General features: G+C 60.2%; 13 protein-coding genes and 6 pseudogenes. 8 read left to right on the top strand and 11 right to left on the bottom strand.

Translation table 11 applies throughout. The features are described 5' to 3' along the window. The first annotated feature begins 259 nt into the window (after positions 1-259). The 3 genes and pseudogenes from copM to AC0IXR_RS23665 form a co-directional block, all read left to right on the top strand. Entirely contained in the window at positions 260-691 is a 432-nt protein-coding gene (gene copM / locus AC0IXR_RS23675; RefSeq protein WP_461222272.1) for a CopM family metallochaperone, read from the top strand. Then, complete coding sequence (locus AC0IXR_RS23670) at positions 688-2,124, top strand: YncE family protein (protein WP_471762397.1); 1,437 nt, start codon at positions 688-690, stop codon at positions 2,122-2,124. The genes copM and AC0IXR_RS23670 overlap by 4 nt, the downstream gene beginning before the upstream one ends. Positions 2,125-2,175: 51 nt before the next feature. After that, positions 2,176-2,277, top strand: a pseudogene (locus AC0IXR_RS23665) (alpha/beta fold hydrolase); the annotation flags it as partial. On the opposite strand, the pseudogene AC0IXR_RS23660 reads toward AC0IXR_RS23665, so the two are convergent. The 6 genes and pseudogenes from AC0IXR_RS23660 to AC0IXR_RS23635 form a co-directional block, all read right to left on the bottom strand. Further along, positions 2,255-2,452 (bottom strand): annotated as a pseudogene (locus AC0IXR_RS23660) (transposase family protein); the annotation flags it as partial. The pseudogenes AC0IXR_RS23665 and AC0IXR_RS23660 overlap by 23 nt on opposite strands. Positions 2,453-2,618: 166 nt before the next feature. Beyond that, on the bottom strand, positions 2,619-5,693 hold the full coding sequence (locus AC0IXR_RS23655; protein ID WP_471762395.1) for a MobA/MobL family protein: 3,075 nt from the start codon (positions 5,691-5,693) through the stop codon (positions 2,619-2,621). Between the two features lie 1,960 nt (positions 5,694-7,653). Beyond that, on the bottom strand, positions 7,654-8,322 hold the full coding sequence (locus tag AC0IXR_RS23650) for a SprT-like domain-containing protein (protein ID WP_471762394.1): 669 nt from the start codon (positions 8,320-8,322) through the stop codon (positions 7,654-7,656). Between the two features lie 283 nt (positions 8,323-8,605). Beyond that, a pseudogene (locus AC0IXR_RS23645) lies at positions 8,606-9,708 on the bottom strand (IS3 family transposase). 1,043 nt (positions 9,709-10,751) lie between these two features. Then, positions 10,752-11,201 (bottom strand): DUF421 domain-containing protein, encoded by a 450-nt coding sequence (locus AC0IXR_RS23640; protein ID WP_471762393.1) that lies wholly within the window; start codon positions 11,199-11,201, stop codon positions 10,752-10,754. A 33-nt stretch (positions 11,202-11,234) separates the two neighbouring features. After that, the gene (locus AC0IXR_RS23635) at positions 11,235-11,738 is read right to left on the bottom strand and encodes a hypothetical protein (RefSeq protein ID WP_471762392.1); all 504 of its coding nucleotides are present in this window, start codon (positions 11,736-11,738) and stop codon (positions 11,235-11,237) included. A gap of 562 nt (positions 11,739-12,300) precedes the next feature. Here AC0IXR_RS23635 and AC0IXR_RS23630 point away from each other — a divergent pair. After that, positions 12,301-13,334: pseudogene (locus AC0IXR_RS23630) on the top strand (methyl-accepting chemotaxis protein). A gap of 1,857 nt (positions 13,335-15,191) precedes the next feature. Here AC0IXR_RS23630 and AC0IXR_RS23625 read toward each other — a convergent pair. Beyond that, positions 15,192-15,749 (bottom strand): hypothetical protein, encoded by a 558-nt coding sequence (locus AC0IXR_RS23625; RefSeq protein ID WP_471762391.1) that lies wholly within the window; start codon positions 15,747-15,749, stop codon positions 15,192-15,194. A 439-nt stretch (positions 15,750-16,188) separates the two neighbouring features. On the opposite strand from AC0IXR_RS23625, the pseudogene AC0IXR_RS23620 reads away from it, so the two are divergent. From AC0IXR_RS23620 to AC0IXR_RS23605, 4 genes and pseudogenes are all read left to right on the top strand, one after another. Continuing rightward, positions 16,189-16,404, top strand: a pseudogene (locus tag AC0IXR_RS23620) (NAD(P)H-binding protein); the annotation flags it as partial. Positions 16,405-16,712: 308 nt separating this feature from the next. Next, a complete protein-coding gene (locus AC0IXR_RS23615; RefSeq protein ID WP_471762407.1) occupies positions 16,713-16,994 on the top strand; it encodes a type II toxin-antitoxin system RelE/ParE family toxin in 282 nt (93 codons plus the stop codon). A 26-nt stretch (positions 16,995-17,020) separates the two neighbouring features. Then, positions 17,021-17,368, top strand: coding sequence for a HigA family addiction module antitoxin (locus AC0IXR_RS23610; protein ID WP_471762406.1), 348 nt, complete (start codon positions 17,021-17,023; stop codon positions 17,366-17,368). Positions 17,369-17,431: 63 nt separating this feature from the next. After that, complete coding sequence (locus AC0IXR_RS23605) at positions 17,432-17,665, top strand: DUF2171 domain-containing protein (protein WP_207413299.1); 234 nt, start codon at positions 17,432-17,434, stop codon at positions 17,663-17,665. Between the two features lie 471 nt (positions 17,666-18,136). On the opposite strand, the gene AC0IXR_RS23600 is transcribed toward AC0IXR_RS23605, so the two are convergent. From AC0IXR_RS23600 to AC0IXR_RS23585, 4 genes and pseudogenes are all read right to left on the bottom strand, one after another. Next, positions 18,137-18,346 (bottom strand): hypothetical protein, encoded by a 210-nt coding sequence (locus AC0IXR_RS23600; RefSeq protein ID WP_471762409.1) that lies wholly within the window; start codon positions 18,344-18,346, stop codon positions 18,137-18,139. 221 nt (positions 18,347-18,567) lie between these two features. Beyond that, a pseudogene (locus AC0IXR_RS23595) lies at positions 18,568-19,128 on the bottom strand (DUF3734 domain-containing protein); the annotation flags it as partial. A gap of 536 nt (positions 19,129-19,664) precedes the next feature. Beyond that, positions 19,665-20,756 carry a TRAP transporter substrate-binding protein gene (locus tag AC0IXR_RS23590; RefSeq protein WP_471762390.1) on the bottom strand — a complete coding sequence of 364 codons (1,092 nt, stop codon included), beginning with the start codon at positions 20,754-20,756 and terminating at the stop codon, positions 19,665-19,667. Between the two features lie 79 nt (positions 20,757-20,835). Then, positions 20,836-22,719, bottom strand: coding sequence for a TRAP transporter large permease (locus AC0IXR_RS23585; RefSeq protein ID WP_471762389.1), 1,884 nt, complete (start codon positions 22,717-22,719; stop codon positions 20,836-20,838). Positions 22,720-22,751: the final 32 nt, after the last annotated feature.

The following is a 22,751-nucleotide window of genomic DNA, read 5'->3' as shown; positions in this document are numbered from 1 at the left end:
CGGAAGTTAAGACTGAGCGAGCGCTGGTGAACTACTCCCATCGAGTTCGACCTCCGCTCGAATAGCTTCCGTCTCCCCCTTCATGGAGGCTCATATGGAGACTGGGGTTAACCCAGGCCCGGACAGGCATGTTGATCGGTCCTTCGCGCTTTAGCCGATCTGTTAAGCGAGATTGTTCGTCAACGCGCGGAATAAAGCAGACTTCCCGGCGTCCACATCAGCTCAACGGAGATAGACAATGCGTGGAATCCCATCTGCCTTGGTCCTGGTCGCGCTTATGGCAACCGGTGTCATCGGCGGAGGGATGATGTGGTCGCACCCCTCACGGGGAGCCTTCCAGCCGCAAACCTCCTTTGACGCGCTTATGACGCACTCCATGGAGCGGATGCACGCCGACATGGCGCTCGATCCCTCCGGCGACCCGGACCGTGACTTCGCCGCGATGATGATCCCGCACCACCAGGGCGCCATCGACATGGCCAAGGCCGAACTCGCCTTTGGACGTAATCCCATCCTGCGCCGGCTTGCCCAGGGCATCCTCGTCGAACAGCAGCAGGAAATCATGGTGATGCAGGGCGCCCTGGCTGACCTGCCATCACCCGCGAAAGGGCGCAATGTCAGGGACGACCACCATCACGGCGCGACGGAGGCTGGCCGTTCGGATCATGCACACGGAGAGACAGGACGATGAAGACGGTCGCGACACTTGCGGTACTCGCCGCCTTGATGACGGGTCAGGCACTCGCCGGCCAAGCACCTGGGCCCGCAAATGCCCCGGACGTGCCAGTGAGCCACCGCGACCGCTTCTACACCTCGGACCAGTTCTCCAACACGGTCTCTGTCATCGACCCGGCTGCGAACAAGCTCCTCGGCGTCCTTCGCCTTGGTGACACCACCCCGGCGAACCTTAGCCCGCTCTACCGCGGCCAGCTTCTCGTTCATGGCATGGGCTTCTCGCCAGACCATCGCACGCTGCTGGCGGTCTCCATTGGGTCGAACTCGGTTACCTTCATCGACACTGCGACTAACACGGTGCGGCACACGACCTATGTCGGACGCTCGCCGCACGAAGCCTTCTTCACGCCCGACGGCAAGGAGGTCTGGGTCACTGTTCGCGGCGAGGATTACGTCGCTGTCCTCGACGGCATCACCGGCAAGGAGACCGGACGCATCGCCGTGCCCAACGGTCCGGGCATGACAATCTTCTCGCCCGATGGGCTGTACGGCTTCGTCTGTCCCAGCTTCACACCCGAAACGGTCGCCATCGACGTAAGATCCCATGCCATCGTCGGGCGGATCCAGCAGGAGAGCCCGTTCTGCCCCGACATCGCGGCGACGCCAGATGGTGAACAAGTTTGGTTCACGCTGAAGGACGTCGGTCGCACGCAGGTGTTCGAGGCGAGGCCGCCGTTCAGATCGCTGAGGACCATCGAGACGGGACCGATCACCAACCACGTTAACATCGTGCGGACGAAGGCCGGGCAGTTCGCCTACGTCACGGTCGGCGGCCTCAACGAGGTCAAGGTGTTCCGCACCGACGACTTTTCGCAAATCGCGACGATTCCCACCGGCTCGCTCCCACATGGCCTGTGGCCTTCGGGCGACGGCAGCCGAGTCTATGCCGGATTGGAGAACGCCGACAAGGCTGCCGTGATCGATACCGCGTCGAACACGGTCGTGGCCGAGATCCCCATTGGCCAGGCGCCGCAGGGTGTCGCCTACGTGCCCGGCGCCGTGCCGGAGGGGACGGGCACCGATAATCTCCAGCCCCTCGGTGTCGCTGGCCAAACGAGCATGCTGACGCTCGTGGACCAGGACGGGAAGGCCGCCACGCAGGTGACCCTATTCGACCAGGGGCCGCTCCAGACGCTCCAGGCCGCCGTCACCGGCCTCGAGCCGAAGCAGCCTTACGTGCTGGCATTGTCCTCCGACCGGGATGGCACGGGAAACGTCGAACCGCTTGCCACCTTCATGACGAACCCAGCCGGAGCGGCCATCGTGAATGCCATCGGACCGATCAGGCAGATCACAAGGATCGAGGGAGATTCGCCGCGCCGGCACATCGTCATCCTGCCCGGAAAGCCGGGCGTGACCGGCAACCCGGCTCAGACCCAACTCGATTGACGGCCGGAGGCCGCATCGAAAGCCCGCAGCTTGGACAGTAAGGATCCTGATATGCCGACCTTCACGACACGCGATGGCACCGCGATTTTCTTTAAGGACTGGGGCACGGGCCAACCGGTCACCTTCAGTCACGGTTGCCGGCGACAGGCAGATCGGACAGGGTACGCGTGTAGCGGCTATGGATTCGAGACGAGGGCTGATCGCAGCCAGGACACCGGGCCGAGGCGGCGACAGGCCGGGCGGCGATGGTCAGGCCAATGCCGACCTCGACATGATCGATGACGAGGCCACGCGGGAATACGGAAGCGGGATGCAGGTTGCGGGGCATGGTAGGATCTCCGACGACCGAAGCCGAGATCCATCAACTCGCCTGCACCGAAAGTGAGTCAGACCCAAAGTTCGACGCCGATCCAGGGTCGATGTTCAACGCTGTTTGACAGCTGGCGGACAGGAAGGGTCGCAACCGGCGAGAGGTAACCATGCCCGGTTTCACCTCAGAGCTCTGGGCCTCGTCTACGATCCCGCGCACGGCGCTTACTCTGCGGCTTTCTCGCTCCAATGATTTGGAAATCTACTGAGTTTGCATTACCTGTTGGCACGCTGGACTGCGCTATTTTGCCGGTTTCGACCGCTTGTTTTAATTTTTCGGCTTCGTCCATGATCGCTGCCAAGTTCGGGATTGGCTGCTCGACGTCCCACTGACGTGACACCAGGATTTCAGATTGTTTAGTCTCCTGATGTTTTGATGCCGGTTCGGAATTTGTCTCTTTAATCGCCTGCTTTGCGCCGCTGACTGGGGCGGCCGGTAACGCTGCAGGAATTTCAGGCACCGAGGGGTGTAACTTTTGTGGTGGCGGTGCTTTTGCGGTCGGAGGCGCCTCCGCCATGATCACGGGGGACTTAGCCACCTTGGCCTCGGCTTCCACCGTCTGCGTTGCGACGCTTGCCTCGAGCTCGATCCGGATCCACTTGGTTTCGGCAACGCTCGATGTGCCCGGTATCTGTGTGTCGGGCTCCGCTGACATGTTCGGCACTGAAGGCATTGCTGTGATCGGCATGGCCCCTGGGGACGGCACCATAGCCTCCCGCGATCTCGCTGCGGTCATTTTGCCGGTTGGCTGTGCTGGAGCCACAGGTGCGGCGGTAGCGGGTATCTGTTCAACGTCCGACACTGGGTTGCTCAGCGGCATAACAGACGTGTTCGGCTGCTGTTGAGCGATCGCGCCCACAACCGGACGAAGCTGTGGTGTATTCCTTTCTCGGTGCTCCCTAGCCAATGCCGCGAGTTCTGCCGCCGAGAAGGGAGCAGGGCGTGCTCGTCTTGCTGGCTCAGTTGGCTTTGACTCTCCCTCTGGTCGTCCGGCCACATAACGCGGTTTTGTAGGTTCCGCCTTTGCTATCGGCTTCTCAGCCGCAACGGTGTCGGGGGGAATTGTCGTACGGGGAACTGTTTGCTGTGTCGGCTGTGATGGCGAAGGTGCAGGAGCCGCAGCACGTGACTGTGCAATCTCCTTTTCGATCGCGCTTAAGATTTCCGGGGCCCGTGCCTCCATGTTTTTTTCAAATGCACGAGTGAGCTCGGCTTTTGCCGCCGCGCTGTTTGCCAAGCGCTCTGGGGCATCCAAGCTGTGCACTGCGTTCGGTGAGAACCGCCGAGCTACCGTCGGCGCTTTGCCAGGATCACGTATCCATTCCCGCAATTCCTGGACGATCATCTGGACGTTGGTTTTCGCTTTCGACGTGCGAAGATCATTGCCGCGATCCAGTGTCAGCACACCGCCGTAAACCGTCGTGAGGTATTTCGCGAGGTCGCTACGCGTTCTCATTCCGAGTAGGCCCGCTCCGGCAACAGGATGATCGATCGGCGGCGCATCGACCGGGACTCCTCGCTTCTTTCGAGTCTTGAGTTCCTCCTTATCAGCGGCATGCAGCATCAGCTTCGCCCGGGAGGCGACACGGTCGGCTACGAGCCGTGTCAGATCCTGCTGTAGCTCCAGCAAAGCCAGTTGGAGGCTGGCTTTAATGCCCAGCTCTTTGAGATTCTGAACATCCTTCGTCCTATGATCGGCATTCGGTTGGGTCCGCACCAATCGTGACGCGTGGTCCGCCAACCTTTCAATTCGTGCCTGTCTCGCTCTGGCGTGTTCCTCGTTCTGTTTCACCAGGCGGTCATGGACGTTATCCCATTGCCGACGTGCGAGCACCGGTCCGTCTTCCGTGAGTTCGCCCTTCCGTTCCTTGTTGAAGGTGCGCGAGTTGACGTGTTTCAATGGCTCGGCATGTATGCCCATACTCTCGTAGGTGCCGAGATTGTACCGCTTCGCCACGCCGGCTTTGTCGAGCGCCCGATTGGAAACGGTCTCCCAATGCGACCGGAGAGTTGAGACCCAATCCTGGCTATTTGTCTCGCGGACCCGATTCTGCTGATAGGGTCGTACAAGATATTTCGTCCGATTCGGGTATCGCCGTTCCTCCTGGATCTCAAAGTCCCATACGTCTCGAGATCCGTCCGGCGCTTTAATTTTCGCTGACGGACGGTCGTAGTACGCGATGTGTACGTGGAAGTTTCGGGCATCATTGTTTGCGCCTGGTGCGTGGATGACGGCCCAGAAGGGAAATCCTTTTTCTGCGAGCTTGTCCGTGAAGTCTTTCACGATTTGCAACCGCTCGCGCCCGTCGAGTTCATGCGGCAACTCGGAAATGATACGGGTTTGTGTTCGCCCGCCTCGTCCAGGTGAGATCACGATTGGAGCTTCGCTGTCGATACTGACAGCCCACTGGTGAAATTCAAAGGCTTGAACAGTCGGGACTTTTAATTCGAACGGCTCTTGATCGTTTCGTCTTTTCGCATCGCCAAGCACCGTTTGCGCAAAGGCTGGAGCGGTCGATACTACTGTGACGGCCTTTTTCCACCATGTTGGGTTTTCCGTTGGTTTGACGGTTATCTGATCGCCTTTCGGGTTTGCTTCCGCGTCCTCGACGGCCATCCAGAACCGCATGCGTTCCTCGACGGTATCGCCGATCGTCCCGAACGAAGCCGTCTCGAGGTCGTCGAGGTCTTCGTCTGTGATCGTTCGTTGCTGCTTACGCTCCATGCCTTCTGCGGCGCCGGGGCGTTCAATGTAGGTCTGCTGTTTGACGGGAGAGCGATCGAGACCCATTTTCTCAATCTCAGCGGTGAACCGTTCGCCAGTGAGCTTCTCCTGTTCTCGCTTTTTGATCTGCTCTGAAGCACCATCGCGCTCGATATACTGCACATGTGCGGCTGCCTTTGAACCGGTGATCCGACGCCCGCCCCGAGCAGCCTTGATCATCTCTCGGATCGGCGAGGTTTTCGAAACCGATGTCTGGGAGAAGTGGCACGAGTTCTCACCCTGTGATGAGATCGGCCTCTCGTGACCCTTGGACTTGTCGCCGAAGCGTACGCCTGGGTTGTCGTAGGCCCTGTCGATCGCCGGATGGACACTAGGGCTTTTGCTGAAGGCAGATCCCTGCGTCCGTGGTGTGAACGATATAGCGCCGTAGCGCACCTTGGCAGGCTTTGACTGACCGCTTCGGATGACGGTCATTCCGACGCCCCCGAATGCTCGCGCCTCGTTGGTGCTGGGCGTTAGACCCGACATACCCGGGCTAAGTGACATACTGATCGACCGGTCCAAGATTAGGGACAGGTTCTGCAATGCGCCCAAGACGAGGGGGCTTGGGTTGAATAGGGCTGACATAAGACCTCCCGTGAGAGGGGAAGTTTACCAGCCATGGTGCAGTATCCCAACCAAGCGATTCGTACTGTTCAATCGCAATCGCGCCCCAGCAATCTGGCACAACCTCGAACTGCAAAAACGAATCCTCGGGAGACCGTGGATAAAAGCGTTTTAGGTACTCCGCGGTTACTGTCTGTGAGCGTGTGCAGGCACGCGTCCACCTAGCGCAAAAACGGGCGATGGCAGGCACTCCAGAGTGAACATCCGTTGTTACAAAAGGGGATTCGAAGCGGCAGCTTGATCCCCTAACCCAGCCAGGACGGGAAGGCGAAGGCCTGATTAACCGGTCCCGAAGCACTGATCCCGAAAAGGGTGCCGCGACGAACCGAATTGGGGGCGCCCAATTGTTCGGCCGGGGAAGCTGAAGTGTTACTGAAATCGGCTCATCAGAGCAGTCAGTTTTTGTCGCGCCTGATGGGTGCACAAAAACTGAGGAATTGAGCTATCGAGCTTGCGAGACCAAGATCGTCGGATCATGGGTCTTCTGGGATCTTTTGGGGAGCCGTTCTTACGGGCAGTTTCTCACCCGGATCCGTGTGGCACAGCAGTTCCCCAAAGTGCTGTTTCAAGCCGCGAACTAGCGTGCTGCCCCTACCCTGATCCGGGCTCTTCTGGGGTTTGTATGAGTGCTCATACCCGGAACTACTGCTTCATTAAAACAAGCAAATTCAATGCCATACCTTGTGTCGTGGACGATTGTGAAAATTACCCCCTGCGCTTACACCGACCAAGACGCTCCCCTGCCTGGGGGTAAGATCGGTGTGAAAAATTGGTGCCCTCCCGGGGGCGAGTGACCCAGTGAAAAATAGGACGGGGGGATATTTCAGCAATCCCGAAAGCGCCGAGTGAAAAATCGCGCAGATCGATTTCACACAGTCGCAAAGAGGTAAAAGACGGTGTGAAAAATGGGCTCTCCGCAATTTGCACTGGGGCAGATCGAGAGTGTGAAAAATCGCCGTGATGGATTTTGCAGTCTGATCACCCGGCCGGCCTTCGGATCGGTGAAAAATTGGTGCCTCTGTAATTTCACAGCTGCGGTTCGGCCGGTGAAATACGGACCGGACCAATTTTTCACTGGGGCGCCGAGGCCTGGTCCTCGGGCTGGGATCCAGGCACAGGCGGATCGCGCGAAAAACAGGTCTGTGTTCTGATGCAGTTGGAGGGACTGCACGGGCCAGCGGCGGGGCGGGGTGGGGCGCCTAGGGCCTGCGGTCAAGCCTGTGCCGCTGGGAGCGTCAGGCGAGCAAGCTTTGCCTTTGGAGTATGCTCAGAAGTCTGGGACTGAAAACTGGTGCACGGTTTTGAAAAGCGCGTTCATGGGAAACCAGCACAGCGCTCTGTCCCAAGCGGTCAGTCCGAGCCGACCGACCGGTTTGTGAAAAATGGGTTTCGAGTTTTTCACGCGCGGTCTGGACGATTGCACCCGCCAGATCTCGGCACTCCACATTCCCGCTTTCTATATGAGACGAGCAGGCGGTTTGAACGGGGGGACCGCTTGTGAAAAATGGAGTTCGGATATTTCACCGGTGGTGCGGACGGTCACCTCCCTCAGTTGGGTGATCCGCAATCCAGGTTTTCGCACGAAGCGAGCGAGCAGTTTGAACTGGCGGGCTGGTGAGTGAAAAATGGTTTTTGGATTTTCACTGGCGGTGAGAGCACTCGCCAAGCCGGCGCAGCCCAGGATCTCGGACTGGATAATTTTACGACGTAGAGTGATGCCCTCGGTCTGAGCCCAAGCGGATTGATCACTGGCGTGCCCCGCCTTCGCTCAACTTCTCTCCCTCTCCGTCGTGCCCGCGGCCTCCATCGATAAATGGCAAGAGCCGCAGTCGAGCTCGGTCCTGGGCTTGGCCCACGCATTCACCCCGCATTTTGGGCAGGTGTACTTCGTCTTGCTCGAAGCCTTCCTTGCCCGAGTCTCGCGCTCGGTCTCCTCCCAAAGCTCAACATAGGGCAGCACGAAGCCCCTCTCGTTGATGAGTTCCGCGCATGCAGTCGAGAAACGGCCCACCGGCTCAATGAAGTGAGCAACCTGCTGTCCGGTCTCTTTACCACCAGGTTTCTCGGTCGCTGACGGCATCAGACCGACCTCCTTCATCAGGCAAGCCCACTGAAAATTATGGTAGCCCGTGCGGGACGGCGTTCCGAAATGGTGCTGCTCAAGATGGACCATTTCGTGAACGAGCGTCGAGAGCGTTTCTTCGGTGGTGCGGCCGGCGAAATGCCTCGGGTTCAGTGCGATCTCGTCCGTGACCTCGTCGCCATTGCGCGTACCGAAGCGGCGGCCGGCGAAAAAGCCATAGGTCTTACTCTTCCGCTGCATCGTAATGAGACACGGCGGCAGCTTGGCGGAGAACAGTCGCTCGTTGAAAAAGTCGTAGGCCTCAGAGAGACCAGAATACGTGCGCGTGGTCGGATCCGTCAGCACATTGATCATGTCGTACGAAACAATGCCCTCTAACCAAGCTTATCTCGCATATGGTGCTTCGAACGAAACAAATCATCCCTCCGTCATGACTGATGGCAAGACCGGCGTTCGTCACAGCAGAGCAAATTGGGCGCCCAGGAGCCTGTATCCAAGCGTCGTGTCGTGCCCCGGTATATCCTGGGATTTTGATCGGTACTCATGCGCGATGAACTGGCCTGCCCCCTGAAAAGTGGTCCTCCCTTAGGTATGATGGTGCGGAACGTTGGAGTTGACCCGCTTTGTGGTCCACGGCCTATGCAAGTTCTCGGGCTGTGACAGCTTGGTTGGCGAAGGCTCGGGGCGTCAAGCCGCCCAAGGCCGTGTGGGGTCGATCTTCGTTGTAGTGGCACCTCCAGATCTCGATGCGCTCGCGGGCATCGGCCAGCGACAGGAACCACGGGGCGTTCAGGCACTCCGCCCGTAGACGACCGTTGAACGACTCGATGTAGGCGTTGTCGGTCGGCTTACCCGGTCGGGAGAAGTCGATCTTGACCCCGTTCAGGTAGGCCCATTGGTCGAGCATGCGACCGGCAAACTCAGGTCCGTTGTCTACCCGTAGACTTTTCGGTCGACCTCGCAGCCTGACCAAAGCGTCGAGCGCCTCGGTCACTTGGAAGGCGCGGTAGTTGGCTCTCGGTTGGAGCGAGAGCGCCTCTCGCGTGTGGCAATCGACGAAGGTCAAGATCCGGAACGGACGTCCGTCGAAGATGCGGTCGGACATGAAGTCCATGGCCCAGACCTCGTTGGGGCCGCCAATCGCCGGTCGCCCCTGGCGGTAGCGCCAGGCTCGCTTGCGCTTGGGCAGCTTGGCCCGGATCGACAGTCCCTCGTCGCGGTAGATCCGGTAGGTGTGCTTGTGGTTCACCTTTCAGCCCTCCCGTCGCAGCAGGATGTGTAGACGCCGGTAGCCGTAGCGCACCCGCACGGCGGCCAACTCCTTCAGCCGCATGCGCAGCGCGACCTGCGGGTCCGAGCGCTTCCTGTAGCGCTGCGACGAACGGCCGAAGCCGGTGGCCAGACAGGCCCGACGCTCGCTGATGCCGTAGACCACCTGGAGGTGGAAGGCGACTTCGCGGCGAGCGGCGGGCCTCACCACTGATCCTTCAGGACATCCTGAAGCATCGAGCGGTCCAGCGTCAGGTCGGCGACCAGCCGTTTCAGCTTGCTGTTCTCATCTTCCAACTGCTTGAGCCGTCGGATCTCCGGCACACCCATACCGACGAACTGCTTCTTCCAGCAGTAGAACGTCGGCTCAGACACACCCATCTTTTGGCAGACCTCGTCCACCGTCGCGCCGTTCTCCGCCTGCCGCAGGGCGAAGGCGATCTGCTCTTCGGTGAACCTGCTCTTCTTCACGGTTCCGCTCCTCCCGTCAGGGTCTCACAAAACTGGAAGACTCGCACTCAAGCCGGACCAAATCGATGGGGGGACGTCATGGTAAGGGGGGCACAGCGGTGCCGTTCGCTATCGGTTGAAGCCCGTTGATCGCGGATCATGAAACCACTCAGAAGGACAATTAGATGCAGCGGCAGCCGATCACGAACTGAGCGCGCTGCGTCGATTTCCATACCTACCATTAAAAGGATGGAGGCCAGCGGCGGCCCAGCGTCCGGTATGGCGAACAACGTCAGGGCGGCGATTTCTGTACTGGAAACTGCGGGTATCGAGTTCATCCCCAAGAACGGGGGAGGGACCGGCGTCCGTTTTCGAGAGCGGAAGAAGTTGGCGGACTGAGCGAGCCCGGAAAGATCTTCGCCCTTAAACACGGCGCGTCAGTTACCTCGTGTACCTTTGGCACCGCAGCTTAGTTTTCCTCCAGGTGAAACTGTCTCGATCAGGAAAGCGCCTCGCGATCCAGTGGATCACGAGGCGGCCAATGTAGGCCGTTCGGCATCCTCATGGGACAAAGCAAACTAACAATCGTCACTTCCCGGTCGGTGTAGCGTCACTGCCAGTGGCAGCATTCCCACTTTTCGGCTCTGCCGGGTTGCCTGACATAGATTTAGGACCGAGATCGCCGGCCTCCCCCGGTCCCATTGCCGGGTCAGTGCTATCGGCTGGGCCATTTGGCGCCGAGCCTATCGTGCGCTTCGTTCGCCTCTCGTCCTCGCTCTTCGCGCTTCCGGGGCTCTTCACACTACTTTCGCCCGTGGCAGTCTGGGCAAAGGCGGAACCGGACAACGGTAGAGCAAGAGCGGCGGTCAGGACCATGATCGTCATGCGCATTTCGACTCTCCTCGTCTCATTCAGTCTTTTCCACCAACGCGGCGTTGCGCTTCTCGTTCGCCAGCGATGCCCGGCCTGAGGGCAGATTGAGTCGGACTGGCAAAATCAACGTTGACGGCTTACTGAATTTGGTGCGGCCAACAGTGAGATAACAGACGAGGGCATCCTTCCGTTCAAGAAGCCTTCCGCTTAGGCACCACAGTGATCGCCCCTGTGTGCTCGACTATTGCGGATTGCACGTCTTCGAGCCTCGTAATCCCCTGCTGACGCATCTCAGCCATAACGTCCCTTGGATCGACGCGGCGACGCTGCATCTTGGCATCATCCCATGTGCCATTCGAGTAAATCACGACGGGATTACCCTCTGTTATCATCCCCACGATCGGCCAGATCCGCTTCAGGTACGAGAGCGCTGTGTGCAAACCAGCGATTGTGCAGAGAGCCAGCACTGCGCCGGTAATCGAGCGGTCGTCCCCAAGGATAGGAGGGACTGCCATCCCGCCAAAAAAGAAGATCACCACCATGTCGAGCGGGGTAGCCGAACGCATGATCCGTTGCGTCGTGAGTCTCAGCAAGAGGAGCACGAGGAGGTACATCAATGCCGCACGAAGAACGATATCCATGGCCCGCGTCCGCTTCCGGTCGGAGATTGCCTGTCAGGGGTAGATGAAGAGCGGCAGCTTGAGGTGCTCGCCGTGCGTCGCCAACACGGCCTCCAGAGGCCCTGCAATGCGGGGCGACAGCTTGAACAGCACCTTGCCCTGACGCTCTGGCCCAAGCTGGAAGGTGTAGTTTACACCATGAGGTGTCGCATCGATCGAAATGGCACGGGGCTGGGTTGAACCGACGGAGACATGGTCGAGAAGTGCAGATCCCAGGCCGATCTGTAGCATGTCACTCGCTAGCGGATGCGACACGATGATCGTCATCTCGGTCGGTGCATTGGCGCGTAGGAAACGCTCATAGTCCACTGTGAGTGGAGCACTGGGAAAGGCTTGCTTTACCGTTGAGATCCAGCCCTGACCGAACAATCCAGCAAGTCCTACGACGATGATCAGACCGATCAGGCTTTGCAAGATGATCTGCATTCGACTCCCCCAAGCCTCGAACTCGGTGTTCGGCTCGATTTCAGTCTCGGTCGATTCCCTTGAACTGATCATGCGAAAGGTCGTTTTTCGAGCTTTGTCCGTTGGGTGGGTGCTACACGGGATCTATGGATTTGCACCAAAAGCCCGGCGATCTCGCGTCAACTGCATACGAGGCAATCCGAGACGTTGTCGGTGAAGGCGCCACCCCACTCTCATGCGCATTTACCGTACCCTCAGCCGCCGTGGCGGCTTCGCGCTCCAGCCTCGCAGCTTCGAGATCCAGTCGGATGTCTTCGAGTTCAGCGGGTCCGATCATCGCAGCGCACTCCGCGGCTTTTTGCAACGCGATGTGATAACGAGGGTGGGAGCGATGCCCGTTCCCTCATCGCATTACTCCGTACAAAATTTACAGTTGGTCGAACCCAGGCATTCGCGCCGAAGCCAACCGATACTGCCCATCCTGTCGCTGCGCCAAGTTACGCACCGGCTCGGCGTGAGATGGACGATCCCCCCGGCCGGTCCCATGAACAGATTAGTGCGGCGGGGATGCTTCACGGCATTCTTCAGGAACGCGAGCACCCCCACTGACTGGCCAGCCTTATGCTAATGGTCTGGTCTCGCAGGTCGAACTCGAATGACAACCAACTCCCTTACTAATCTTGTAGGTGCGTTGACAGCGGACCTGAGGGTAACCGCTTCCACTAATCTCGAAGCGATCCAATCAGTCGCCAAGCGCATGAAACTGCTGGCGCTCAATGCGCTCATTGAGGCAACGCGTGCGGGCGAGAAAGGGGCGGGCTTCGGAGTTGTGGCGCAGGAGGTGCGGAGCGTCTCGGGCGAGGTCGAAGAGCTTGCGGCCGAGCTCGGAGCTGGTCTCAGCGCTGGCGTAGACGAACTCACGCGGTCCGTGACGGACATCGTCGAGGAAGCACGGGCCACACGCTGCATGGATCTTGCGCTTAATGCCGTGGAGATCATCGACCGGAACCTCTATGAGCGCACCTGCGACTTGCGGTGGTGGGCGACCGATGCGGCCGTCATCGAATGTGCCCTCGCCCCATTGGAAGCGTCACGGAACCACGCTTCCCATCGGCTCGGGGTCATCCTCTCCGCCTACACGGTCTATCCGGATCTCTGGCTGTGCAGCCTGGACGGCAAAGTCATCGCCAACGGCCGACCCGACCGGTTCAATGTCGCCGGCCTGGACGTGAGCCTGGAGCCGTGGTTCGCCTGCGCCAAGCCGCTGGCTTCCGGCGATAGGTTCGCGTTAGCAACGTGGCGAAGGTTGCCGCGCTCAATGGGCCGCAGAGTGCCACCTATGTCGCCTCCGTGCGGGAGGGCGGCGAGACGAACGGCAAGGCGATCGGCTTCCTCGCGATCCATTTCGATTGGGAGCCACAGGCGCGCACCATCGTCGAAGGTGTCCGCCTCGCGCCGGCGGAACGGGCCCAAAGCCGTGTCATGCTGCTCGATGCCGACAACCGCATCCTTGCCAGTTCGGGGGCGAGAGTCTCCTTTGGCTAGACCTATCTGCTTCGGGCAGGCAGCCTATCGCATGGGCACTATGTCGATGAGCGCGGCCGCCTGATCGCCTTCCACCTGACCCCAGGCTACGAGACTTATGAGGGGCTCGGCTGGCGTGGCGTCATTGAACAATTAGGACCTTAACGCCGCCCTCCTTATGGGCATTGGCACTGGTATCGGATCGGATCGGGGCGGCGAGCTGCTTTTCGCTTAAGGCCCTATGGAGGTGTGACTTTCGCGGGGCTTCCCGTAAGGCCCGCTACATGTCATCGGCGGCGACTATGCCCAAAAAGTCCGCTCACTTTGCGTTTCTCATTGCAGTCCGTCAGCCAGACGGGGCCGATCATGTCTATGCGATTTTGGCGCAGTCGGTGGATGAGGCGGTCAGAGTAGCTGCCGCACAAGAGCCGGAAGGGCCCGCACCACGTCACGTTGGCTCGCTAGGCTCCCACACCGTCAAGCGGATCAAGCTGGAGATCGGCGAGGCACGGATCATCTGAGGCAGCTTCGCGCGTCCATCTCTCTCCGGGTCTATGGCTTGCATTTGCTGGATGCAAGGACGCGATTGAGAAGGAGCCCCGATGATTGGTGCAGCGTCTATCCTATAAACTAAATTGGAAACAGACGCACTTCACCGTAACGTCGCCCGAAAAAGTGGCCCTACTCGCAGGACCCTGGCGGAAACTTAAGAGTGGGGCCACACTGGTCAGTCGAGGGAATGACCAGCGGGTCCAGTATGCATTCGACCAATAATCAACGATTTTACCTAGGTTATGCCAGAAAAAAATGATTCTAGCAGGCGAATTGAGAGCTTGGCTAAAAGAAGGCTTGTGAGAAGACTTTAGAGTTCGCGCTCAGCGATGCTACTAAGGCATGAGTTTCTGAGCCTGCTGGACTGCATCGCGGCAGGACTGATCGCCTTTAGCATTAAGGTCCGTTGCACGCTGCAGAGCCGTCTTGGCCTGGGAGACCTTGTCTTCCGAGGATAGCTCTGCCGACGCCTTCGCCTCACCCCCCTTTGCCGCCGCCGCAGCGGAGGTAGGACGGTTCTCAGACTGGCGTCGCACGTCCTCGGGCGATGTCGCAACGCGCCCGCTTGCAATCCCATTCGCCTGCCCAGAGCCCGTAGCTGCGCCAACAGGGCCTGAGACACCACCGACTGTACCTGGTGTGCCGCCGGTCTCGCGGGATGCCCCACCCTTCTGCGCGCGATCCGTATCGGGCGTGCCGACAGGCTTGGCGTTACCTCCTGTTGTGTTGCCTGCTGCTTGCTGGCCGGAAGCTTCGTTCGGACCCTTGCGCTGACCGTAGTCAGGCTCAGATACCGGTGCACCCATGCCAACTCGAGTGCCAAGCTCTCGTCTTAACTTAGCGATATCGTCCGTGCATGGCCCGCCTTCCTGGGCAAAAGCGCCTACTGGAATGAGGCTGATGGTAGATAGGGCTGCAGCCCCATAGAGTGCACGGAACCGTGACATGTATGCTTCCTCCAGAATTATTTCTTCGCTCCCGCTCAACGTGAGATGTGCCGGAATAGTTCGACGTTCTGTTTGCAATAAAAGTTTAATCAGAGTGGCTGTTGCTGGGTTGCGTGGAAATTTGCTTTAGGTTTGCATCATTTTGCAATCCATGCCGGCTCGAATTGGATCGCGACCTAACGCCGGGGCCAATTGATGGGGTAGAAAAAGTGAGGTCTCACTGGATCGCCCACGCCTGCCCCCTTGCGGGCCTACTAGATCGCTGCGAGACGCCGGCTGATAGTAGACGTAGCACGATCGGCCTCGACCTCATGCCCCAGGAACGCCACCACTGTCCGTGCCGTGGCCAGAGGAGACCGGAACCCGTACCCAGCGTGCCATGCCTGAAACATGCGTGGCGTCGGTGGCGTACGCTTTGACCGCAGCACTAGCCTTTGATGCCCGCTGATAGGTCTGCACGATAGATGCGAGCGCAGCCGGTAGGATCGCCGCCGAAATCGGCGACAACGGATCGGGCAGAGCTTCAAGCGTCGTCTTTACGGCCGAACACCTCACCCTCTTCCGCTAATCGGGCGTCGGCCTCGTCGGTGTTCATTTCCTCCAAGGCCCGATGCTCGGAGAGCAGGCGCCGCATCGTCCGGTCTGCGTCCGAGCAATCAGCGGGCTCATCCGCGTCAGGGGCGCATCCCTTGATCGTCTCCTCCGTCTGCTGATCGACGACCGTGCGGTCAGCGGCACTTAGCCCCTTAAGATCCCCAAGACCGAGTTCGCTCGCGACGTGAGCCGCGATCTCTTCCCGCTTCGCTGCGAGGGCCAACACGACCGTTTGCGCTCGATCCTTTGCATCGTCGCGTCCGACCTGCCGGGCCAATGCCCGGCGCCAGCCGACAGGAAGCGAGGCACCGCGAAGGCGCATGCGGTCTGTGACGCCGGCCAACACGATTTGCCAATGCTCCGCCGTGAGCGATGCCAGGTCCGGACTGAAACCGAGGTTGTGGGCCACCACACCCGCAGCCTCTTCCCATTCAGCGTCCAGCTTTAGCTTCTCAGTCGAGAGGGGGATGATCGGTGTTTGGGACATGCTGAGCCTCCTCGGGTCCGGGAACATAAGGGCCATGCGGTTCGGGACCATCGGCGTCGCACCCCTTCTCGCTCCAAGCGCCTTCGCGATCATGTTGCCGAGCACGTCGGTGTCCCAATTAACTGACCGGGCTGTCCGCCGTCAGCACCTGTGGGACAGATTGAGGGTGTTCACGAACGGAGGATGGCTGGTTCATCGTAGCCCCTAAGGAGCGAAGATGAAGCAGATACACGCGGCGCCATGGAAGCAGCAACGTCGCCGATTAGTGCCACAAAAACCGGAGAAGGCGATGCGCTGCCCCGTCTACGGTCTTGCCTTCACCCTGGCTTTGGCTCCGGCCTCTGCGGCCGAGCCGATCACCGGCCAGGCCTCGATGATCGACGGCGATACCCTCCTGCACGAACACCGGGAGATCGCCGCCATCGCGATCACCTACGGAATGTTTCTGAGTAGGGTCTTTGCTCTCGCTGTCGAACAGCTCACCCGGCGTGGCGCCAGCGTCCGTGTTCTGACCCGCGATCCCGCCAAGGCCAGCTTCCCAGAAGGTGTCAAGGTTACAAAGGGCGACCTCCTCGACATCAAAGCGCTGCGCAACGCCTTCGCCGGTGTCAGCACGCTGTTCCTGCTGAATGCCGTGACAGGCGAGGAGTTCACCTAGGCGATCGACACTCTGCCGGCCTGAACTTGTGCGCCCCATAAAAGCGACCGAGTTTTTTAATGGGAATGGGGGCGGCCGAAGGGAAACGCGCTCAGACTCGCGCGCTCTAAAAGCCCATTTTCGAGAACCGGAGAGGGGCTGGCATCCGGTTCCGTGCGAGGATAAATTAGGTCGATTAGGCGGGCTCATCGCCCCGCCTCGCCGTTGGGCTTGACTAGAATTGTTGCACTGAATGGTACATCCCGCTTGACCTGCATGTTGCAGTGAGCGATACATGTATCGACGAGTGCGACACGGGCGGCGTGATGATCCGCAGTTTCCATGACCGGATGACGGAGGCGGTGTTTCGGGGCCGCTGCCCGAAAGGCTTCCCGGCCGACCTCCTCAAGGTTGCCCGGCGCAAGCTCCGCGCTTTGCATAACGCCGTCGACCTAAAGGACCTGAAGTCACCGCCCGCGAACAAGCTCCACGCCCTAATCGGAGATCGCGCCGGGCAGCACGCAATCGCCGTCAACGACCAGTTCCGCATCGTCTTCGTTTGGACTGACGCAGGACCGGAACGGGTCGAGTTCTGTGACTACCACTAGCCAAGGGGGGCTCTGCCATGTCCGACATGATCAGCATCACGACCCTTCGTCAGGCCTTCGAGGCTGGAGAGGATGTCGAGCGACTTCCGCCGCTCCATCCTGGGGAAGTCCTACGGGAGGAGTTCATGGTGCCACTCAGGCTGAGCGCTGGCGCAGTCGCTAAGGCACTCGGCCTTCCTCGCTCGCGCATCGAGCGCATCGCGAAGGAGGAGATCGGCATCAGCACCGACACCGCCCTCCGGTTAGCTCGGTACTTCGGTACATCGCACCAGTTCTGGCTCAACCTACAGGCTGATTTCGAGAGCGAGACCCTGCTTTCAGAGATCGGCCCGGAACTGGATCGCATCGAGCCGCTGCCGGCCGTAGCGGCCTAGCGCCGGTTACAAAGGAACGCCTCGACCCCCCTCCCGTTGAGGTCGGAACAGGGAGTGAAACCGATGGTCGATGTGTCTCAGATCAATGAACACGCTGACGTGGTCGGATCGGATGGCGTCCATGTGGGTACCGTCGATCATGTCGACCACGGTGAGATCAAGCTGACGAAGAAGGACTCGGCGGCCGAAGGGCTCCACCACTTCATTCCCATGGATTTCGTCCAAGCTGTCGAGGGCAACACGGTTCGCCTCGACCGCTCTGCGGAGGAGGTCAAGCGAGAGTGGTCGACATCCTGAACCCTTCCAGCCCCCTACCTATGGAGAATTGCTTTGGCCTCACGAGATGATGTCGCACCAAACGAAATCAGAACGCCGCCACCGGCTCACCCCGTAGAAAGAGTCAAGGAGCCGGCCGAACTCGCCGACGCCGGTCCAACAGGGCCACGCTCGGTAGAGCCTTCCGCGGATAAGGGGCCCTCGACGGGAGGATATGACGATCATTCCACGAGCAACCACCCTACCAATGAGAAGGGTGGTTACGGCGCAGGGTAAGGGCAAAGCGCCTTCGTGGTCTTGCAATCAGTTTCATAGTTTGAGTGCCATGAGGCTATCTCACGGATCACGTCACCAGCACCCGTTGTTCCGCACTTCATGGAGAGCGCTATGGTCGACAGTAACCAGCCTAAACCCGGTGACGAAGCCTCACCCGGCACGCCTGGAACAGGCGAAAACTTATGCCAAAGGTGCAGCGGCACCGGGAAAACTGGCTCAGACCCATGTCCTGACTGCAATGGTACAGGGAAAGTTATAACTGGAATCGGTGGCGGTTGAGGTTGTCGGCGTACTGTTCTTTCCTACACAGGCGATTGCATCCTCGGACATCGGCATTACGCCCCTCGCAACTGCAGCGGCTTTACGCTCCAGTTCTTCGGCCTTGAGATCCAGTCGGATGTCTTCGAGTTCAGCAGGTCCGATCATCGCAGTGCACTCCACGGCATATTGCGCCGCAAAGAAAGAACAAGCCTAGGGACGATAATCGTTCCATTGGCTTATTTCTCCGTACAAAATCTACGGTTTCTCTTGCTGAGGCATAAGCATCGAAACTTACCACTCCGTTCTCGTCCAACCAGCCCCGTGATCAGATCGGGGTAGGGCTGAGGGGAGAGAAGGTCGAGGCCTTATTCCAGGCCGATCCTCAGTCAGGGGCTTGCGTAGACGAAGCGTTGGCCTGTTGGCATGTCGCCCGTCAGCCAGTCGGCGCCGCGCACCATATCGCGCGAGCCGGCATCCCAGCAATCACGGATCGACGAGGGCGAGAAGTCGAAGCTCTTGGCCGAGAGTTGATCGGCTCCTGCTTGGTAGGCGAGGTGGAGAAGGGTCGCAATCGGTCCGTCAGTGTTCAACTGCTGTCGAAGCTCATACTCGCGCGTGAGCCCTGGGGCGGCGCGGCGAGCCGCACTGGCGAAGATCAGGTCGTTGGCGCGCTCCAGCACGGCATCCAGGGAGCCCGGTCGAGGGGCCTGCAGGCTGAACAGGTTCAGGGCGATGCAGAGGAGGTCACGCTCGGGTTCGTTCGCGAACACCGGATCGAGTGGTAGGTTGTTCGTGTAGCCGATATCGCACAACATCCGGCCGTCGATCTCCACCGGTGGGAAGGCTGGAAGAATGGCGGTGCTTGCCAGAATGTGCTCGGGCCGGACCGTCTCACTGGTGGTGTCGAAATAGACCTCCTCGCGCGTCGTGATATCGACGCAGGCTACGTATGGATCTGCGTCAAAGCATGACCCCTCCCACAATTCTACTTAGATCATTGCTAAATCGAGCGAATTTTTCTGCGAGTTGGGGTCACACTCGGCGCCGATTGTGACCCCACCCAAATCTCATATTTTGTTATTTTTTTCAAAGGCTTGGCAGCGCTTCTCATACGGTCATGCTTTGGCGCCGATCCACAATCAGGGTATTAGAGGTCGAAACCATCTTGTTTTCTCCGAAGTGTGTCGGCGCGTCATGCGGCGCTCCCGGCAACCGCTACCTCCGCCAATCCCTGGATAATCGATGGCGCGCTTTTGCGCGTCCACATCGAAGGTTGAGGCAGTCTCGCAAAGGTCAAAGGAAAGACCCGCCACGGCGAGAGCCGGGCGGGTGAGTGAGACGTCGTTCCGAAAGTGGAACTTCTTATCGTGGCACACAGTCCTCCAAGTGGAAAGGAAAACCGTCCCGAAATCCTACCTCGATAATCACTGTTCAGGAGAACCTAGCCAGCACGTCGTGGCGGTCGTGCAGGCCGGGTCCCATGTTAGTTCTTGGTTCGGTTCCGAATCATGAAGCTGTCGTAGGTATACTCCGCAACCTGGAACCAGAGGTATTCTTCGCCGCGGAAGGCACGCAAAGCGTCGATGCCCTTCTTGAAATCGAGGTTCTTGGCCGAGATCTCGGCGTAGACCTCGTTCGTGGCCTTCAGGGCGGCTTCCATGATTTCGTTCGAATAGGGCCGGAGCTGGGCTCCGGTGCCGATGAGGCGGCGCAAAGCGGCCGGGTTCCTGGCGTCGTATTTGGCCAGCATGTCGACATTGGCCGCCATCGCGGCGGCCTGTAGGATGGCCTGGTAGTTCTTGGGCAAGCTCTCCCACTTCGCTTTGTTGATGTAGAAGTGCAGTGTCAGACCGCCTTCCCACCAGCCAGGATAGTAATAGAATGGCGCCACCTTGTTGAAGCCGAGCTTCTCGTCATCGTAGGGGCCGATCCATTCTGCAGCGTCGATGGTTCCGCGCTCTAGCGCCGGGTAGATGTCGCCGCCTGCGACCTGCTGCGGCACGGCCCCGAGCTTGGCCATGACCTGCCCGGCGATGCCGGCGATGCGCATCTTCAGGCCTTGCAGGTCGGCGACCGTCTTGACCTCCTTGCGGAACCAGCCGCCCATCTGCGTGCCGGTGTTGCCGCCGGGCAGCGCATAGATGTTCTGCTTTGCCATGAACTCGTTGACGATCTCGTTGCCGCCTCCGTGATAGAGCCACGCGTTCTGCTGACGGCTGTTCAAGCCGAAGGGGACAGCGGCCCCAAGGGCGAAGGTCGGATCCTTGCCCACGTAGTAATATCCGGCGGTGTGAACCATCTCGACGGTCCCGTTGCTGACCGCATCCGCCGCCTGAAAGGTGCCGACGATTTCGCCCGCAGCGAAGGGCTGAATCACAAACTTGCCGTCCGTGGCATCGGAGACGAATTTCGCGAGCACGTCGGCCGCGCCGTAGATCGTGTCTAGGGATTTCGGAAAGCCGGAGCTTAGGCGCCAGCGGATTTCGGGTGCCGACTGGGCGATGGCGGGGGCGGCGATGCTACCGGCTGCGACCGCGCCGAGACCGGCATTCTTCAGAAATTCGCGTCTCTTCATTGTTTCCTCCATTCGTTTCTTCGTTGCACCTCTGCGGTGGAGATCTCACTCCTCCGCGCGGGTCAGCCTGCGAGGCCGATCACTCCATCTTCGGTGGGCCCAGATCGATGGGCGGCGCATCGTCGCCGGGACCGGCGCCCAGTCCCTGAAGATTGTCGAGCTGCTGCTGCACCGCGGCCGGATCGACCTTGGTGCCGCTCGACTTGTAGTGCGTGACCATTCCAGGGAAGAGGATCACCAGGGCGACCATGATGCATTGAATGATCACGAAGGGGATCGCCCCATAGTAGATCTGGCCCGTGGTGATGGGCTCCATGCGCTTGCCGGTGACGCGGTCGAGATAGGGCACCTTGGCAGCGACCGAGCGCAGGTAGAACAGCGCGAAGCCGAAGGGCGGGTGCATGAAGCTCGTCTGCATATTCACCCCGAGCATCACGCCGAGCCAGATAAGGTCGATGCCGAGCTTGTCCGCCGCCGGTCCGATTAGCGGGATGATGATGAAGGCCAGCTCGAAGAAGTCGAGGAAGAAGGCGAGCAGGAAGATCAGGATGTTGACGAAGATCAGGAACCCGACCTGGCCGCCCGGCAGGTTGGTGAGCAGGTGCTCGACCCAGACGTGGCCGTTGACGCCATAGAAGGTCAGCGAGAACACGCGCGCGCCGATCAAGATGAACAGCACGAAGGTCGAGAGCTTGGCGGTGGATTCCGTGGCCTGCTTCACCAGGGAGAGGTTCAGGCGCGCCGGGTTGCGGTCAAGTAGGCGCTTGATGCCCGCGAGCACGAGGGAGCCGACCGCGCCCATGGCGCCGCCCTCGGTGGGGGTCGCGATGCCGATGAAGATCGTGCCCAGCACGAGGAAGATCAGCAGCAGCGGCGGCACCATGACGAAGGTGACCTGCTGGGCCATGCGGGAGATCAGGCGCAGGCCGGTCAGGCGCTCTACGACCCCAACGACCAGTGCGTACAGCGCGCCGGCCGCGACGAGTTCGAGGAGCAGGCCCCAGGTACCGCCATCGTTGGCCCGCAGGTAGACACTGAGCGCGACGAGGGCCAGTGCCAGCAGCGCGGATGCAACGACGCGCTGCGCGCCGAGGAAGCGGTTCATCACTGCGCAGACCAGCGCGACCACGGTGGCGATGCAGATCGTCAGGATGACGTAATCGGCGCCGCCCTTGGTGCCGGTCTGGGTCATCACCGCCATGCCGATCAGGGCGGAGAACAGGACGAGGATTCCAAGCTGCCAGACGCCTCGGGCACCGTTCGCCTCACGGTAGCCGATCGCGTCCCGGGGCAGGCCAGGTGCGGCCTTTGGCCAGATCAGGGTAACGAGGAGGACGTAACCGGCATACATCGCCGAGAGGACGAGACCGGGAACGAAGGCGCCCTCGTACATGTCGCCCACCGATCGGCCGAGCTGGTCGGCCATGACGATCAGCACCAGGGAGGGTGGGATGATCTGCGCGAGTGTGCCCGAGGCCGCGATCACGCCGGTGGCGACGCGCCGGTCATAGCCGTAGCGCAGCATGATCGGCAGCGAGATGAGGCCCATCGAGATCACCGAGGCCGCGACCACGCCGGTGGTGGCGGCGAGAAGCGCGCCGACGAAGATCACAGCGTAGGCGAGACCGCCGCGAATGGTCCCGAAGAGCTGGCCGATCGTGTCGAGCAGATCCTCGGCCATGCCGGAGCGTTCGAGCACCAGCCCCATGAAGGTGAAGAACGGGACCGCCAGCAGCACTTCGTTCGACATCACCCCGAAGACGCGCTCCGGCAGGGCTTGAAGCAGCGGCCAGGACAGGCTGATCGTGTCAGGCGCGTAGGGCGCGAGTTCGACTGCCACCACGAAGAATAGCAGGCCGTTGGCGGCGAGCGCGAAGGCGACCGGATAGCCGAGAAGCAGGAACACGACGAGCGTCGCGAACATGATCGGCGCGAGGTTGTGGGCGATCAACTCGGCGAACATCGGACCTTGGTGGGTTCGAGAGCTGGGGACGG

It is taken from the genome of Methylobacterium sp. AC832 (assembly GCF_979256025.1).
Note: the sequence above shows the minus strand (reverse complement) of the source record. Positions and strands in the feature narration are given on the sequence as shown.

What these genes read in the sequence shown, in the direction of transcription:
- AC0IXR_RS23640 (WP_471762393.1), bottom strand. Translation starts at nt 11,201, where the DNA reads ATGGATATCGTTCTTCGTGCGGCATTGATGTACCTCCTCGTGCTCCTC.
- AC0IXR_RS23650 (WP_471762394.1), bottom strand. Translation starts at nt 8,322, where the DNA reads ATGATCAATGTGCTGACGGATCCGACCACGCGCACGTATTCTGGTCTC.
- AC0IXR_RS23655 (WP_471762395.1), bottom strand. Translation starts at nt 5,693, where the DNA reads ATGACCGTCATCCGAAGCGGTCAGTCAAAGCCTGCCAAGGTGCGCTAC.
- AC0IXR_RS23600 (WP_471762409.1), bottom strand. Translation starts at nt 18,346, where the DNA reads ATGATCGGACCTGCTGAACTCGAAGACATCCGACTGGATCTCAAGGCC.
- AC0IXR_RS23590 (WP_471762390.1), bottom strand. Translation starts at nt 20,756, where the DNA reads ATGAAGAGACGCGAATTTCTGAAGAATGCCGGTCTCGGCGCGGTCGCA.
- AC0IXR_RS23610 (WP_471762406.1), top strand. Translation starts at nt 17,021, where the DNA reads ATGATCAGCATCACGACCCTTCGTCAGGCCTTCGAGGCTGGAGAGGAT.
- AC0IXR_RS23625 (WP_471762391.1), bottom strand. Translation starts at nt 15,749, where the DNA reads ATGTCCCAAACACCGATCATCCCCCTCTCGACTGAGAAGCTAAAGCTG.
- AC0IXR_RS23605 (WP_207413299.1), top strand. Translation starts at nt 17,432, where the DNA reads ATGGTCGATGTGTCTCAGATCAATGAACACGCTGACGTGGTCGGATCG.
- AC0IXR_RS23615 (WP_471762407.1), top strand. Translation starts at nt 16,713, where the DNA reads ATGATCCGCAGTTTCCATGACCGGATGACGGAGGCGGTGTTTCGGGGC.
- AC0IXR_RS23585 (WP_471762389.1), bottom strand. Translation starts at nt 22,719, where the DNA reads ATGTTCGCCGAGTTGATCGCCCACAACCTCGCGCCGATCATGTTCGCG.
- AC0IXR_RS23670 (WP_471762397.1), top strand. Translation starts at nt 688, where the DNA reads ATGAAGACGGTCGCGACACTTGCGGTACTCGCCGCCTTGATGACGGGT.
- AC0IXR_RS23635 (WP_471762392.1), bottom strand. Translation starts at nt 11,738, where the DNA reads ATGATCAGTTCAAGGGAATCGACCGAGACTGAAATCGAGCCGAACACC.